Source organism: Maribacter cobaltidurans (assembly GCF_002269385.1).
Lineage (GTDB): Bacteria > Bacteroidota > Bacteroidia > Flavobacteriales > Flavobacteriaceae > Maribacter > Maribacter cobaltidurans.
Genome location: NZ_CP022957.1, coordinates 4,182,851 through 4,195,905 on the forward strand (window position 1 = coordinate 4,182,851; position 13,055 = coordinate 4,195,905).

At 39.6% G+C, this 13,055-nt stretch carries 12 protein-coding genes; 6 read left to right on the top strand and 6 right to left on the bottom strand.

Annotation, left to right across the window (positions count from 1 at the left end; all coding sequences use genetic code 11):
- Positions 1-369: 369 nt before the first annotated feature.
- From CJ263_RS18810 to CJ263_RS18835, 6 genes are all read right to left on the bottom strand, one after another.
- Positions 370-690 carry a DUF6787 family protein gene (locus CJ263_RS18810; protein ID WP_094998677.1) on the bottom strand — a complete coding sequence of 107 codons (321 nt, stop codon included), beginning with the start codon at positions 688-690 and terminating at the stop codon, positions 370-372.
- A 29-nt stretch (positions 691-719) separates the two neighbouring features.
- Positions 720-1,184, bottom strand: a complete 465-nt coding sequence (locus CJ263_RS18815) for a DUF6146 family protein (protein ID WP_094999317.1) — start codon at positions 1,182-1,184, stop codon at positions 720-722.
- Positions 1,185-1,264: 80 nt separating this feature from the next.
- Positions 1,265-1,894: a DUF937 domain-containing protein gene (locus CJ263_RS18820; RefSeq protein ID WP_094998678.1), complete on the bottom strand. Its 630-nt coding sequence runs from the start codon at positions 1,892-1,894 to the stop codon at positions 1,265-1,267.
- 66 nt (positions 1,895-1,960) lie between these two features.
- Positions 1,961-2,911, bottom strand: coding sequence for a D-2-hydroxyacid dehydrogenase (locus tag CJ263_RS18825; protein WP_094998679.1), 951 nt, complete (start codon positions 2,909-2,911; stop codon positions 1,961-1,963).
- Positions 2,912-2,915: 4 nt separating this feature from the next.
- Positions 2,916-3,980, bottom strand: a complete 1,065-nt coding sequence (gene serC, locus CJ263_RS18830) for a 3-phosphoserine/phosphohydroxythreonine transaminase (protein ID WP_094998680.1) — start codon at positions 3,978-3,980, stop codon at positions 2,916-2,918.
- Between the two features lie 72 nt (positions 3,981-4,052).
- Positions 4,053-5,117: an acyl-CoA reductase gene (locus CJ263_RS18835; RefSeq protein ID WP_094999318.1), complete on the bottom strand. Its 1,065-nt coding sequence runs from the start codon at positions 5,115-5,117 to the stop codon at positions 4,053-4,055.
- 127 nt (positions 5,118-5,244) lie between these two features.
- On the opposite strand from CJ263_RS18835, the gene CJ263_RS18840 reads away from it, so the two are divergent.
- From CJ263_RS18840 to CJ263_RS18865, 6 genes are all read left to right on the top strand, one after another.
- Positions 5,245-5,598, top strand: a complete 354-nt coding sequence (locus CJ263_RS18840; protein ID WP_094998681.1) for a 4Fe-4S dicluster domain-containing protein — start codon at positions 5,245-5,247, stop codon at positions 5,596-5,598.
- Between the two features lie 165 nt (positions 5,599-5,763).
- Entirely contained in the window at positions 5,764-6,858 is a 1,095-nt protein-coding gene (ychF, locus tag CJ263_RS18845; RefSeq protein ID WP_094998682.1) for a redox-regulated ATPase YchF, read from the top strand.
- Positions 6,859-6,973: 115 nt separating this feature from the next.
- Positions 6,974-8,836, top strand: a complete 1,863-nt coding sequence (locus CJ263_RS18850; protein ID WP_094998683.1) for a DNA topoisomerase IV subunit B — start codon at positions 6,974-6,976, stop codon at positions 8,834-8,836.
- Positions 8,837-8,859: 23 nt separating this feature from the next.
- Positions 8,860-11,544, top strand: a complete 2,685-nt coding sequence (locus CJ263_RS18855; RefSeq protein WP_094998684.1) for a DNA gyrase/topoisomerase IV subunit A — start codon at positions 8,860-8,862, stop codon at positions 11,542-11,544.
- A gap of 11 nt (positions 11,545-11,555) precedes the next feature.
- Complete coding sequence (gene mscL / locus CJ263_RS18860) at positions 11,556-11,990, top strand: large-conductance mechanosensitive channel protein MscL (RefSeq protein ID WP_094998685.1); 435 nt, start codon at positions 11,556-11,558, stop codon at positions 11,988-11,990.
- A 93-nt stretch (positions 11,991-12,083) separates the two neighbouring features.
- Complete coding sequence (locus CJ263_RS18865) at positions 12,084-13,040, top strand: sterol desaturase family protein (RefSeq protein WP_094998686.1); 957 nt, start codon at positions 12,084-12,086, stop codon at positions 13,038-13,040.
- The last annotated feature ends 15 nt before the right edge of the window (positions 13,041-13,055 follow it).

Here is a 13,055-nt window from a genome sequence, read left to right on the forward strand (position 1 = left end):
AAAACAAAAATTAGCGTAAATAGGGTGGAGGTCTTCCGAATGAATTATAGGGGATAAGAATGGAGGACAAACTTGTTGTTGTCTCCAAATTAAGTTTTTTATATGGTACCGCTAAAAGTAATAGGGCTACAACAACTATGGTAGCTATTTGAAAACTTGTTGTTTGGTCTTGAAATGAAAAATAGCAGGTAATGCAATTTTCAATTTTATCCGCAGAGTTATCTTGATGGGAATAGATATGAAAAGAACTTACCTTAAAAAGCATTAAGGTAAATAGAATAAAAGCTGAGAGATATGTGAATATCTTTCTTTTCATAGATGCAAAACTAACAAATGCATTAGCATTATTTGTTAAATAAAACTTAACTATTAATTGTTGAAGAAAAATCCGAGACCAACTCTCTTCAACATTTTCTTCTCGAAATTCCAAAAGAATTTAAATTGACCGAAAAGCCAACCATAGGCAACCAAGAGAATTTGGTAGAAAGGGAAAATCAACAAAATCCTAAGGGTCCAGTAGATTAGTGAACCCCACCAAGCATCAGGAAAATATTCTTTTTGTAGGCCAATAAGATTTAGAAAAGGTTTTGCCACATAGACAGAAGAGGACCCGGTAATGGCAAAAACGAAAAATATGACCACTAACTGAAAATTATTCTGTACTCCCCAACGTTCTTTTAATCTTTGCATGTAGACAAAATCAGTTGCAAAGATACTATCTAAATCCTAGGTAAGAAAGGGCCCAATCGTTGGTTGTATTTGCGTTGAAAATAAATGAAGTAGTTGTATAGTTTGTAATTTACTTCATAACCATAATCTATATTTCTTTGATAATTGATTTGCAGTTCATAGAGCAAGGGACTATATCGTTGTGGTTGAAGCACTCTTTGGTTCCATTCGGTAACCATTATCCAATTTCTGTTTTCCATAAAGGATTGTGAATAATACCCCTCTGGTCTTGCAATGGAATTCAACCAAGTATAGAAGCCGGGTTCTATGATGATTATTTCATACTCGGTCTCTTCATTGGCTATACGTATGGTATCTCCTTCTACTTGGTTAAAGGTTTCCTTTTCCTGTTCGGAAATAGATAAGGTTTCCTTGGTGCTTCCACAATAGCTCAATGAAATGACTATGAGGAATAAACTCACGACAACACCAATTTTTTTCAATAACACTAACATGTTCTTTTCCATAAACTTAAAATACAAAAAAGCCGTTTGAAATTTCAAACGGCTTTAGTTAAATTAGGTTAAATCTTATTTTATTTTCCGAATAGGCCTCCTAAAAGTCCACCAAGTCCACCTTTCTTTTTATTACTTCCTATAACCATACCTGCAACATCATCGAGAATACTTCCGTCACCGTCTGCATCCAGTAAAGTGGTAATCAAACTTTGGTTTTGTTGTGGCTGTCCCCCAAGCATACTTCCTAAAAGGGCGTTCATGCCGTTTGAATCGTTTACCTTGTTTTGAGAAGTTTCCCTTCCCAAATAGCCCATTACAATGGGCGCAGCTATTTTAAGAATTTGGCTTACCGCACCGGCATCCAATCCTGATTTCTGACTTAGGGCATTTTCTACTTGTGGTTGTTTTCCACCAAATACATGTCCCAATATTCCTGCTCCGTCATTCATGACCGAATCATCTACTCCACCTTGGAAAAGGCCGCCCAGATTGTCCAAAATACTACCGTCATGCTTGTTGTTCAAAGCACTCATCAAGCCGTCCGCACCACCTGATTTTACATTTTTCTTCATTGCTCCCAAAAGTAAGGGCATAGCCATGCTTAATACATCAGCAGTTTTGCTTTCCGGTTGATTGGTCTGTCCGGCAACACCGCTAATCACTTGTTTCCCTATCGGGCTATTCAATAAATCTAATAATCCTGCCATTTTTATAGTTAATTTAATGTTCTTCCCGAATTTACGAAAAGAGTTCAAAATATGAGCAATAGAGCACTATTTTAAATGTGAGATTATTTGCTCTGCAAGTTCAACGCCAATTCTATCCTGAGCCTCGTTTGTTGCCCCACCAATATGCGGGGTCAAAGAAATTTTAGGGTGCATCAATATTCTGATTTCCGGATTTGGTTCTGATTCGTAAACATCCATTCCGGCAAAGGAAACTTTGTCGTTTTCCAGGGCCTCTACCAAAGCTACTTCATCTATGACCCCTCCACGCGCTGCATTGATAATACCCACACCGTTCTTCATCATTTCGAACTCTTTTTTTCCTATGATATAGTTTTTTTGTGCAGGTACGTGAACGGTTATAAAGTCTGATTCCTTTAACAAAATATCCTTGTCCGTTTTCGTTAGATTGAAGGTGACGGATTGCCCGTCAAAAAAAGATAAGGTTAGCGAAACCTCTTCTAAAAGTGGGTCGAAAAACAAAACCTTCATTCCGGCACCTAGGGCTAATTTTGCAGTAGCTTGACCAATTCTACCAAAGCCAATTATTCCCAGAGTTTTACCGGCCAATTCCTTCCCCTTGCCATAGGATTTCTTTAGCTGTTTAAATCTACTATCACCTTCCAAAGGCATATTTCTATTGGCATCGTATAAAAATCTAACACCCCCATAGAGATGGGCAAATACCAATTCGGCTACGGATAGGGAAGAGGCGGCAGGAGTATTGATTACGTGGATACCTTTCTTTTTGGCATACTGTACATCAATGTTGTCCATACCAACACCACCCCTACCTATGAGTTTAAGTCCCGGGCAGGCGTCAATGAGTTGTTTGTTGACTTTGGTGGCACTACGCACCAATAGTCCGGATACGTCATTCTGGTTTATAAAATTACCAAGTTGTTCCTGGGCAACCGTGGTGGTTAAAACCTGAAATCCATTTTTTTCAAGAAGAGAAATACCCTTTTCGGATATTCCATCATTTGCCAATATCTTCATTCTTTTATGCTTTCCTTTCCATTTCGCTCATGACATCGACCAATACCCCAACGCTCTCAAGTGACAAGGCGTTGTACATACTTGCCCTATACCCACCTACGGAACGATGACCGTTTAGACCATTGATTCCGGCTTCCTTCAACATGGTATCAAAAGTTTCCTTAAGACCTTCCTCGGCCAGATTGAATGTTGCATTCATGATGGATCGGTCATTTTTATTGGCATAGCCCTCAAACACCGGGTTCAAATCAATTTCGGAATAAAGTAACTGTGCCTTTTTTTCGTTCAATTCCTCAATCGCAGCAATGCCTCCCAGATTCTTTAGCCACTCCAATGTCAACATGGATGTATAGACAGCAAAAACCGGAGGGGTATTGAACATACTCTCTTTGTTTATGTGCACCTGATAATCCAGCATGGAAGGAATTTTTCTAGAAACCTTGCCCAATATTTCTTCTTTGATTACAACTAGTGTGGTACCTGCGGGACCCATATTTTTTTGGGCACCGGCATAGATGAGATCAAACTTGGAAAAGTCTAGGACCCTTGAGAAAATATCGGAACTCATATCACATACCAATGGCGCATCAGTTGTAGGGAATTTTTTGAACTGAGTTCCGTAAATGGTATTGTTGGAGGTTAGGTGCAAAAAGTCTAAACCTGAAGGTACGGCATATCCTTTTGGGATATAATTGAAATTCTCGTCCTTGGACGAACCCACTTCAACCACTTCACCAAAGAGTTTTGCCTCTTTAATAGCCTTATCGCTCCAAGTTCCAGTATTCAAATATCCAGCTTTGGTTTCTAAAAGATTATAGGCTACCATCAAAAATTGCATACTGGCACCTCCCTGCAGAAATAGCACTTGATATCCTTTCCCTTCAAGCTGCAATAGTTCCAAAACTAGGGTGCGTGCACGCTCCATAATAGCGACAAAGTCCTTGCTACGATGGGAAATCTCTATTAGTGAAAGCCCGGAACCATTCAAGTCCATAACGGCCTCAGAGGCCTTTAATAAAACGTCTTTGGGTAAAATACAGGGGCCTGCACTAAAATTATGTTTCTTCATTTTTTTAATTGATTAGGAGGGTTTAAAGGTCAGAAATTTCTATGGATTAATAAGGATTGGAAGTTATTTATTCTAGGATGTTTTTAACAGGAATTCAACAGTATCCACGCCGTCCGCGTAGTCCCAAAGAGAAGGTTTTTGGGAGTTTCCGAATTCAATTTCCCTTTCCATAAAACCAGAGCTTACAACACATTGAATTTTATCTGAATCGGCTTCAATTTTTTCCAACAGGGAAGCAGTTGAATCGTAATGCTCATAAAATACCGATGCAATGGGAGAAGCATACTTTTCGTCCTCCTTAAGCAATAAAAATCCATTATCCAAAAATTTGAACTCGCTCATTAAATATACCGCTTTATTATAGTCGTAATTGTTGGCATATTTATGTTCATCGATAATGTCCTTAAAGGCATACATCTCAGAATACAAAATGTCAAAATTATAGTCTCTTGGCACAAATACCTTGGATACACTTCTGCATCCAAGGCCATAATATTTAAAAATATCATCGCCCAATAATTGAAGTTGCTGATTGGTTTCGTTTCCCTGTAGCACTGCGACCGAATTCCGGTTCTTTCTAATAATGTTGGGTTTATTGCCAAAATAGTATTCAAAGTATCGTGCCGTATTATTACTTCCCGTGGCAATTACAGCATCAAAACCGGTCAGCACTTCGTCCGTAAAAACCATCTGGTTGCCCAAGTCAGATTCAATGGACTTTAGATATTCCGCAAGAAACGGTAACAACAATTTATCATTGCTGGACAATTTGACAAGAGCCCTATTGCCCGTTATAAGAACCGCCATGAAATCATGAAAGCCCACCAAAGGGATATTACCTGCCATTATGATGGCCACGGTCTTTTCATTCTTTTTTTCCAAGTCATATTTATTCAACCATTCCTGGATGTTTTCATGTGTAAGTTCCCTAGACCACTGATTAAAAGAGTACAGGATATTCTCCTTGGTAAACCAACCGTTATGATGTTTTGCAGTCTGCACTATCTGGTCCAATTTTTGAAACCAGACTTTGTCATCAGGTTCAAAAGAGGTATTCCCATTGGGAAAATCGCAATAGTTACCCAAAAATTCTCCGAGTTTAACAAAAGCTTTTAATGTTTCAAGTTGTTGTGCCATTATATTTGTATACAAGTTTACTAGGGTTTACTTTTGTGCAAAAATAAGCTTCTGAATTGAAAAACGAGTTGAATAATGTTGCACTTCAGGACTTCATTTTTAAAGTAATATTTATAAATTCAAGATTATGGCAATAATAATAACGGACGAATGTATAAATTGTGGGGCTTGCGAACCGGAATGTCCAAATACTGCAATTTACGAAGGCGCGGATGAGTGGAGATATGGGGATGGCACTTCCCTCAAAGGCGATGTGGTACTACCCAGTGGAAAAGCGGTAAATGCAGAAGAAGTACAGGAACCTATCAGTGATGAAGTCTATTATATAGCACCGGATAAATGTACGGAATGCATGGGCTTTCATGAAGAGCCCCAATGTGCCGCCGTATGCCCGGTAGATTGCTGTGTCCCAGATGAAGACCATGTGGAATCTGAAGAGACACTTTTGGCAAAACAGGCGTTTATGCATCCAGAAGATTAAGAAGAAATCATTCAAAAGGAAAGCCCCTAATACTACATTTGGGGCTTTTTTTATTTGAACGCCCTAAAGAATGTTCAAAATATATTTAGTTGTGAAAGTACATTGTATCTTTGCACCCAAATTTTACAGACCGGTATTTTCGGTTTCTTTTAAATCCATTTAAGAATGAAAGCAGGAATCGTAGGATTGCCCAATGTTGGTAAATCGACCCTATTTAATTGCTTATCCAATGCAAAGGCACAGAGTGCCAATTTTCCTTTTTGTACGATTGAACCCAATATTGGTGTTGTGAACGTACCGGATGCAAGATTACAAAAGCTTGAGGAGCTTGTAAAACCGGAAAGGGTGCTACCTGCTACCGTGGAAATAGTGGATATTGCAGGTTTGGTCAAAGGAGCCAGTAAAGGGGAAGGTCTGGGTAACCAATTTTTGGGAAATATACGTGAGACCGATGCCATTTTGCACGTACTGCGATGCTTTGACAATGATAACATTGTGCATGTGGATGGTAGTGTGGACCCCATCAGGGATAAGGAAACCATTGACATGGAACTTCAGTTGAAGGATTTGGAAACCGTTGACAAGAAATTGGAGAAGGTCAAGCGGGCCGCAAAAACCGGAAATAAGGATGCTCAGAAAGAAGAAGCCGTACTTATGGCTTTAAAAACAGGACTGGAATCCGCAGTGTCCGTAAGGGCCATAGATATTTCAAAAGAAGATAGAGCAGAGTTTGTTAAACCACTCCAGTTCATTACGGACAAACCGGTCATGTATGTTTGTAATGTGGATGAAGAATCTGCCGTATCTGGTAATGCCTATGTTGAAAAAGTGAAAGAGGCCGTCTCTAATGAGAATGCCGAAGTTATTTTTCTTGCTGTGGGTACTGAGGCCGATATTACGGAATTGGAGACCTATGACGAAAGACAGATGTTTTTGGAAGACCTTGGTTTGGAAGAGCCAGGTTCGGCAAAACTTATCCGTGGCGCATACCGACTTCTTAATCTGGAAACCTACTTTACGGCAGGGGTCAAGGAGGTTAGGGCCTGGACCATACCCGTGGGCGCCACAGCACCACAAGCGGCCGGTGTAATCCATACCGATTTTGAGAAAGGGTTCATCCGTGCCGAAGTAATCGCTTATGACGACTATGTTAAATATGGCAGCGAAACAAAGGTGAAGGAAGCAGGTAAAATGCGGGTGGAAGGAAAGGAGTACATCGTTAAGGATGGCGATGTCATGCACTTTAGGTTTAACGTTTAATCTCATAAATATCAACAATAGAGGGTTTTCTATTGTTAATTACTTTAAGGAGTAGGGGTTTTATCTTTATAGGAGTCGTGCTATCTTTAGCAGCACTTTCATAAATTTTAGTTAAATGTCCCAAGAATCTCAATATACCGAAGATAATATACGCTCGCTCGATTGGAAAGAACATATCCGGTTGCGCCCTGGTATGTATATAGGTAAATTGGGCGATGGTTCTTCTGCAGATGATGGTATCTATATTCTTCTTAAGGAAGTCATTGATAACTGTATCGATGAGTTTGTTATGGGAGCCGGAAAAACCATCGAGATCAGTATTAAGGATAAGACTGTAAAGGTTCGGGATTATGGCCGGGGTATCCCTTTGGGAAAGGTGGTGGACGTCGTTTCCAAAATGAACACCGGCGGTAAATACGATAGCCGTGCATTTAAAAAATCAGTAGGTCTTAACGGGGTAGGTACTAAAGCGGTCAACGCACTTTCTAGTTTTTTTGAGGTACAATCTTCTAGGGATAATCAGATAAAAACGGCCCAGTTCAGTTTTGGAAACCTTGATACTGAAGAAGGACCGGAAGATACGACCAAAAGAAAGGGAACCAAGGTTACCTTTGTGCCTGATGAAAGTATTTTTAAAAATTTCAAGTACCGAAACGAGTATGTGGAGCGCATGCTTAAGAATTATGTCTATCTAAACCCCGGACTCACCATTGTTTTTAATGGAGAAAAATTCCATTCGGAAAATGGTCTGAAGGATTTACTGGAGGACAACAACAATATGGACGATATGCTCTATCCGGTAATCCATTTGAAAGGAGAGGATATAGAGGTTGCCATTACACATAGTAAGACCCAGTACAGCGAGGAATACCATTCATTCGTAAACGGGCAGCATACTACCCAAGGAGGAACGCATCAAGCGGCTTTTAGGGAAGCCGTAGTTAAGACCATTCGCGATTTTTACGGTAAAAATTACGATGCATCGGATATCAGAAAATCAATTATCTCCGCTATTTCCATTAAGGTGATGGAACCTGTGTTTGAAAGTCAGACCAAAACAAAGTTAGGTTCCACGGATATGGGTGGCGATTTTCCCACTGTAAGAACCTATATAAATGATTTTGTTGGGAAGTATTTGGACAACTACCTTCATAAGAATCCGGAAACGGCCGATAAGTTGCAGCGAAAAATCATTATGGCTGAGAAGGAGCGTAAAGAACTCTCGGGTATACGGAAGCTTGCAAGGGACCGAGCAAAGAAAGCCAGTTTACACAATAAGAAATTGAGGGATTGCAGGGTACATTTGGGCGATATGAAAAATGATAGAAGGTTGGAAAGTACACTGTTTATTACAGAGGGTGACTCGGCTTCCGGATCCATCACCAAATCAAGGGACGTAAATACGCAAGCGGTTTTTAGTCTTCGGGGGAAACCGTTGAATTCCTATGGAATGTCCAAAAAAATCGTGTATGAAAACGAGGAGTTCAATTTGTTGCAGGCTGCCTTGAACATCGAGGAGTCCATGGAAGACCTACGATATAATAATATAGTAATCGCTACAGATGCCGATGTCGATGGAATGCATATCAGATTATTGCTCATCACCTTTTTTCTGCAGTTTTTTCCTGAACTAATCAAAGAAAACCACCTGTATATTTTACAAACCCCTTTGTTCAGGGTGCGTAATAAAAAGGAAACCATTTATTGCTATAGCGATGAAGAACGACAGATGGCTATCAGAAAATTATCCGGTAAACCAGAAATTACGAGGTTCAAGGGATTGGGGGAAATTTCACCGGATGAATTCCAACATTTTATAGGCGATGATATACGGTTGGAACCGGTAATGTTGGACAAGGCCATGTCCATTGAGGAATTATTGAATTTTTATATGGGCAAAAATACCCCAGACAGACAAGAATTTATTATAGAAAACCTTAAAGTAGAGATTGACCTTGTAGAGGAAAATCAAAAGTAACCAGTAAATACGATTGCTTCTGAATGGAAGAAAATGAAGAATTGAACGACGGTACGGACGATAATCCATCCAACGGCCAACCACCAGCCAAAGACGATACAACGGACGCCCTTACCAAGGTGACCGGTATGTACAAGGATTGGTTTTTGGACTATGCCTCCTACGTGATTTTGGAACGGGCCGTTCCAGCCATTGAGGACGGTTTTAAACCTGTTCAACGACGAATCATGCATTCCCTTAAGGAATTGGACGATGGCCGTTATAATAAGGTGGCCAATGTGGTTGGACATACTATGCAGTACCATCCGCATGGAGATGCCAGTATTGCGGACGCCATGGTTCAAATAGGTCAAAAAGACCTATTAATTGATACGCAAGGTAACTGGGGGAATATATTAACGGGTGACAGTGCCGCTGCCTCCCGATACATAGAGGCCAGATTATCCAAATTTGCCTTGGAGGTCGTTTATAGTCCAAAGATTACCGAATGGCAGCAAAGTTATGACGGTAGAAAAAAGGAGCCGGTTAATCTACCAGTAAAATTTCCTCTTTTACTGGCACAAGGGGCGGAAGGTATTGCTGTTGGACTGTCTACCAAGATTTTGCCCCATAATTTCAATGAGTTGATAGATGCGTCCATTAAACATTTGAAAGGACAACGTTTTAAACTTTTTCCAGATTTTCCTACGGCCGGTATTATAGACATTAGCAATTATAACGATGGTTTAAGGGGTGGAAAAGTTAGGGTACGGGCCAAGATATCCCAAATGGATAAAACGACCTTGGTCATCAATGAAATACCCTATGGGACCAATACTTCCTCATTGATTGACTCCATTCTTAAGGCCAATGACAAGGGGAAAATCAAAATAAAAAAGATAGAGGATAATACCGCTGCGGAAGTGGAAATCTTAATCCATCTTCCATCGGGTATTTCTCCAGACAAAACCATAGATGCCCTATATGCATTTACAGCGTGTGAATCTTCCATTTCCCCTTTGGGATGTATCATCGAGGACAATAAACCTCTTTTTATTGGGGTAACTGAAATGTTACAGCGTTCAACCGATGCCACTGTGGAACTGCTGAAACAGGAGCTGGAAATACAACTCTCCGAATTGGAGGAACAATGGCATTTCGCATCCCTCGAGAGAATATTTATAGAAAATAGGATTTATCGGGATATCGAGGAAGAGGAAACTTGGGAGGGGGTCATAGCCGCTATTGACAAGGGACTAAAACCTTATACCAAACATTTAAGAAGGGCTGTCACGGAAGAGGATATTGTCCGACTGACCGAAATTAGAATCAAGCGAATATCAAAGTTCGATTTGGACAAGGCACAGCAACATTTGGAATCCCTTGAGGAAAAAATAGCCCAGGTAAAACACCATTTGGAACACTTGGTCGAATTTGCAATAGATTATTTCAAGAACTTAAAGGAAACCTACGGGAAGGGTAGGGAAAGAAAGTCGGAAATACGCATATTTGACGATATAGAAGCTACCAAAGTTGTTATAAGAAATACCAAGTTGTACGTAAATAGGGAGGAAGGTTTCGTGGGAACGTCCCTTAAAAGGGATGAATATGTTACCGATTGTAGTGACATAGACGATATCATAGTTTTCACCCAGGATGGCAAAATGCAGGTAACCAGGGTAGATGCCAAGACCTTTATAGGAAAAAATATCATACATGTAGCCGTTTTTAAGAAGAAGGATAAACGCACTATTTATAATCTGGTCTACAAGGATGGAAAAGGAGGACCTTCCTATATAAAAAGGTTTAATGTGACTTCCGTGACCAGGGACAAATCATATGACTTGACAGCTGGTAAGCCTAACTCCCAAGTACTATACTTCTCGGCCAATCCAAATGGTGAGGCGGAGGTTGTAACGGTAAACCTTAGACAGGCCGGTAGCATTAAAAAATTAAAATGGGATATTGATTTTGCAGATGTTCTCATAAAGGGTAGGGGGGCCAAAGGAAATATTGTCACCAAATACACCGTAAAAAGAATAGAGTTAAAGGAAAAAGGTGTTTCCACCTTGAAACCCAGAAAAATTTGGTTCGATGATGTTGTGCGAAGGCTCAATGTGGACGGTAGGGGAGAACTCATCGGTGAATTCAAGGGGGATGATCTTTTGTTGATTATTACCCAAAAGGGAATCGTTAAAACGATATTGCCTGTTCTAACTACCCATTTTGATGATGACATGATAGTTCTTGAGAAATATAATCCCCAAAAACCCATCTCCGCTGTTTATTGGGAAGGTGAAAAGGAGCGTTTCTACGTAAAGCGATTTATGATAGAGAACGAAAACAAAGAAGAAACATTCATTTCTGAACATCCAAAATCATATTTGGAAATAGTTTCAACGGATTGGCTTCCTGTCGTTGAAGTTGAATTCCCAAAACCTAGAGGAAAAGACCCCAAGGAAAGTTTAGTAGTTGAATTGGAAGATTTTATAGCGGTTAAGGGAATAAAGGCCATGGGGAACCAATTGACTTCCGAAAAGGTGAAAAATATAAATCTTTTGGATCCACTTCCTTACGAAGAAACTGAACCGGGGCAACCTGAGGATATTGAAGTTGTGGATGAAGAGGATATGTCCTCTGAAGATATGGAGAATGGGGATGATAGGAAAGACCCCAAGGATAATAAGAATGAAAAAGATGACGGGGAAGGACAGACCACCCTATTTTAATTGATGTTGTGATGAAAAGTCTATTAAAGGAATTTAAAGATTTTGCCGTCAAGGGCAATATGATCGATATGGCGATCGGTATTATCATAGGTACTGCATTTAACAATGTAGTAAATACGTTGGTCAAAAAAGTAGTCATGCCACCTTTATCCCTAATGACCGATGATGTGAATCTTAGTAACAAAAAATGGATTTTACGGGAAGGGACAGAAAACTTGGAGGAAGTCGCAATCGGTTATGGTGAATTTATAGAAGTGATAATTGATTTTGGAATTATTGCCTTTACTATTTTTATTATGTTGAAGTTCATCAATAGATTTAAGGAAAAGTCAGATGATCCAAAAAATAAGGAAGTGAAAACACCCAAGAACATTGAGCTTTTATCAAATTTGGAAAGTTTAATGAAAGAGCAGAATATGATTCTAAAAAAACAGAACAAAACATAGTCCTGAAATTCTTATGGCTTCATAAGCAGTTACTATTCCTTAATTGTATCATAGACACCTATTATAACTATATTTGGCGAAATTTAATTATTAATGGATCTTACAAACCCCCTGATTTACGGAGTACCCTGTTTCATTGCTTTTATTCTTTTGGAACTTACATACAGTCATACTCATGGTGACAAGGAACTTTATGTATGGAAAGACTTAATGGCCAGTGGAGCTATGGGAATCGGGTCGGCGATTTTGGGACCATTGATAAAGGTTACCGTTTTAATAGTTGTCTTTAACTTCACTTATGAGCTTTTTAATCCATTAGTTGATGGTGTAAGGACCAACATTATGGGTTACAAGTCTTTTGGCTACGAATGGTATATATTTTTACTTTGTCAACTGGCGGACGATTTTACCTATTATTGGTTCCATAGGGCTAATCATGAAATACGGATATTATGGGCCGCCCATATAGTTCATCATTCTTCGGACCACTTTAATTTAGGAACTGCAATCCGAAATGGATGGTTTACGCTTCTTTATAAGCCTTTTTTCTACATGTGGATGCCCGCCATAGGTTTTCCTGTGGAAGTGGTCATATTTTGTTTGGCCATTGAATCCTTTTGGCAATTTCAACTTCATAGCAAGTATGTCCCGAAAATGGGATGGATAGAGAAAATTTTCAACACGCACACCATGCACCAGGTACACCATTCACAGAACGTGGAATACTTGGACAAGAACCATGGAGGTTTTTTAAACATTTTCGATAAAATGTTCGGTACCTGGAAGGAGTTGGATGATGACGTTGAAGTAAAATTTGGGGTTATACATGCTCCTAATTCCTATAATCCTTTGGTTATTTTAACTCATGAATTCAAGGATATTTGGAATGACATGAAGAAATCCGATAAGCTTTACCACAAATTCATGTATGTTTTTGGACCTCCAGGTTGGAGCCATGATGGTAGCACCTTGACGGTTAAACAGCAACAGCGTTTGTACGAGGCACAGAAAAACGCCAACCCAGAGGTGGCCTTTAACAGACCCAACTAATTTATTTTAATAAGA

Bases quoted from the DNA above. Each gene is read 5' to 3' on its own strand.
- CJ263_RS18810 (WP_094998677.1), bottom strand. From the start codon at position 690: ATGCAAAGATTAAAAGAACGTTGGGGAGTACAGAATAATTTTCAGTTA.
- CJ263_RS18815 (WP_094999317.1), bottom strand. From the start codon at position 1,184: ATGTTAGTGTTATTGAAAAAAATTGGTGTTGTCGTGAGTTTATTCCTC.
- CJ263_RS18820 (WP_094998678.1), bottom strand. From the start codon at position 1,894: ATGGCAGGATTATTAGATTTATTGAATAGCCCGATAGGGAAACAAGTG.
- CJ263_RS18825 (WP_094998679.1), bottom strand. From the start codon at position 2,911: ATGAAGATATTGGCAAATGATGGAATATCCGAAAAGGGTATTTCTCTT.
- serC (WP_094998680.1), bottom strand. From the start codon at position 3,980: ATGAAGAAACATAATTTTAGTGCAGGCCCCTGTATTTTACCCAAAGAC.
- CJ263_RS18835 (WP_094999318.1), bottom strand. From the start codon at position 5,117: ATGGCACAACAACTTGAAACATTAAAAGCTTTTGTTAAACTCGGAGAA.
- CJ263_RS18840 (WP_094998681.1), top strand. From the start codon at position 5,245: ATGGCAATAATAATAACGGACGAATGTATAAATTGTGGGGCTTGCGAA.
- ychF (WP_094998682.1), top strand. From the start codon at position 5,764: ATGAAAGCAGGAATCGTAGGATTGCCCAATGTTGGTAAATCGACCCTA.
- CJ263_RS18850 (WP_094998683.1), top strand. From the start codon at position 6,974: ATGTCCCAAGAATCTCAATATACCGAAGATAATATACGCTCGCTCGAT.
- CJ263_RS18855 (WP_094998684.1), top strand. From the start codon at position 8,860: ATGGAAGAAAATGAAGAATTGAACGACGGTACGGACGATAATCCATCC.
- mscL (WP_094998685.1), top strand. From the start codon at position 11,556: ATGAAAAGTCTATTAAAGGAATTTAAAGATTTTGCCGTCAAGGGCAAT.
- CJ263_RS18865 (WP_094998686.1), top strand. From the start codon at position 12,084: ATGGATCTTACAAACCCCCTGATTTACGGAGTACCCTGTTTCATTGCT.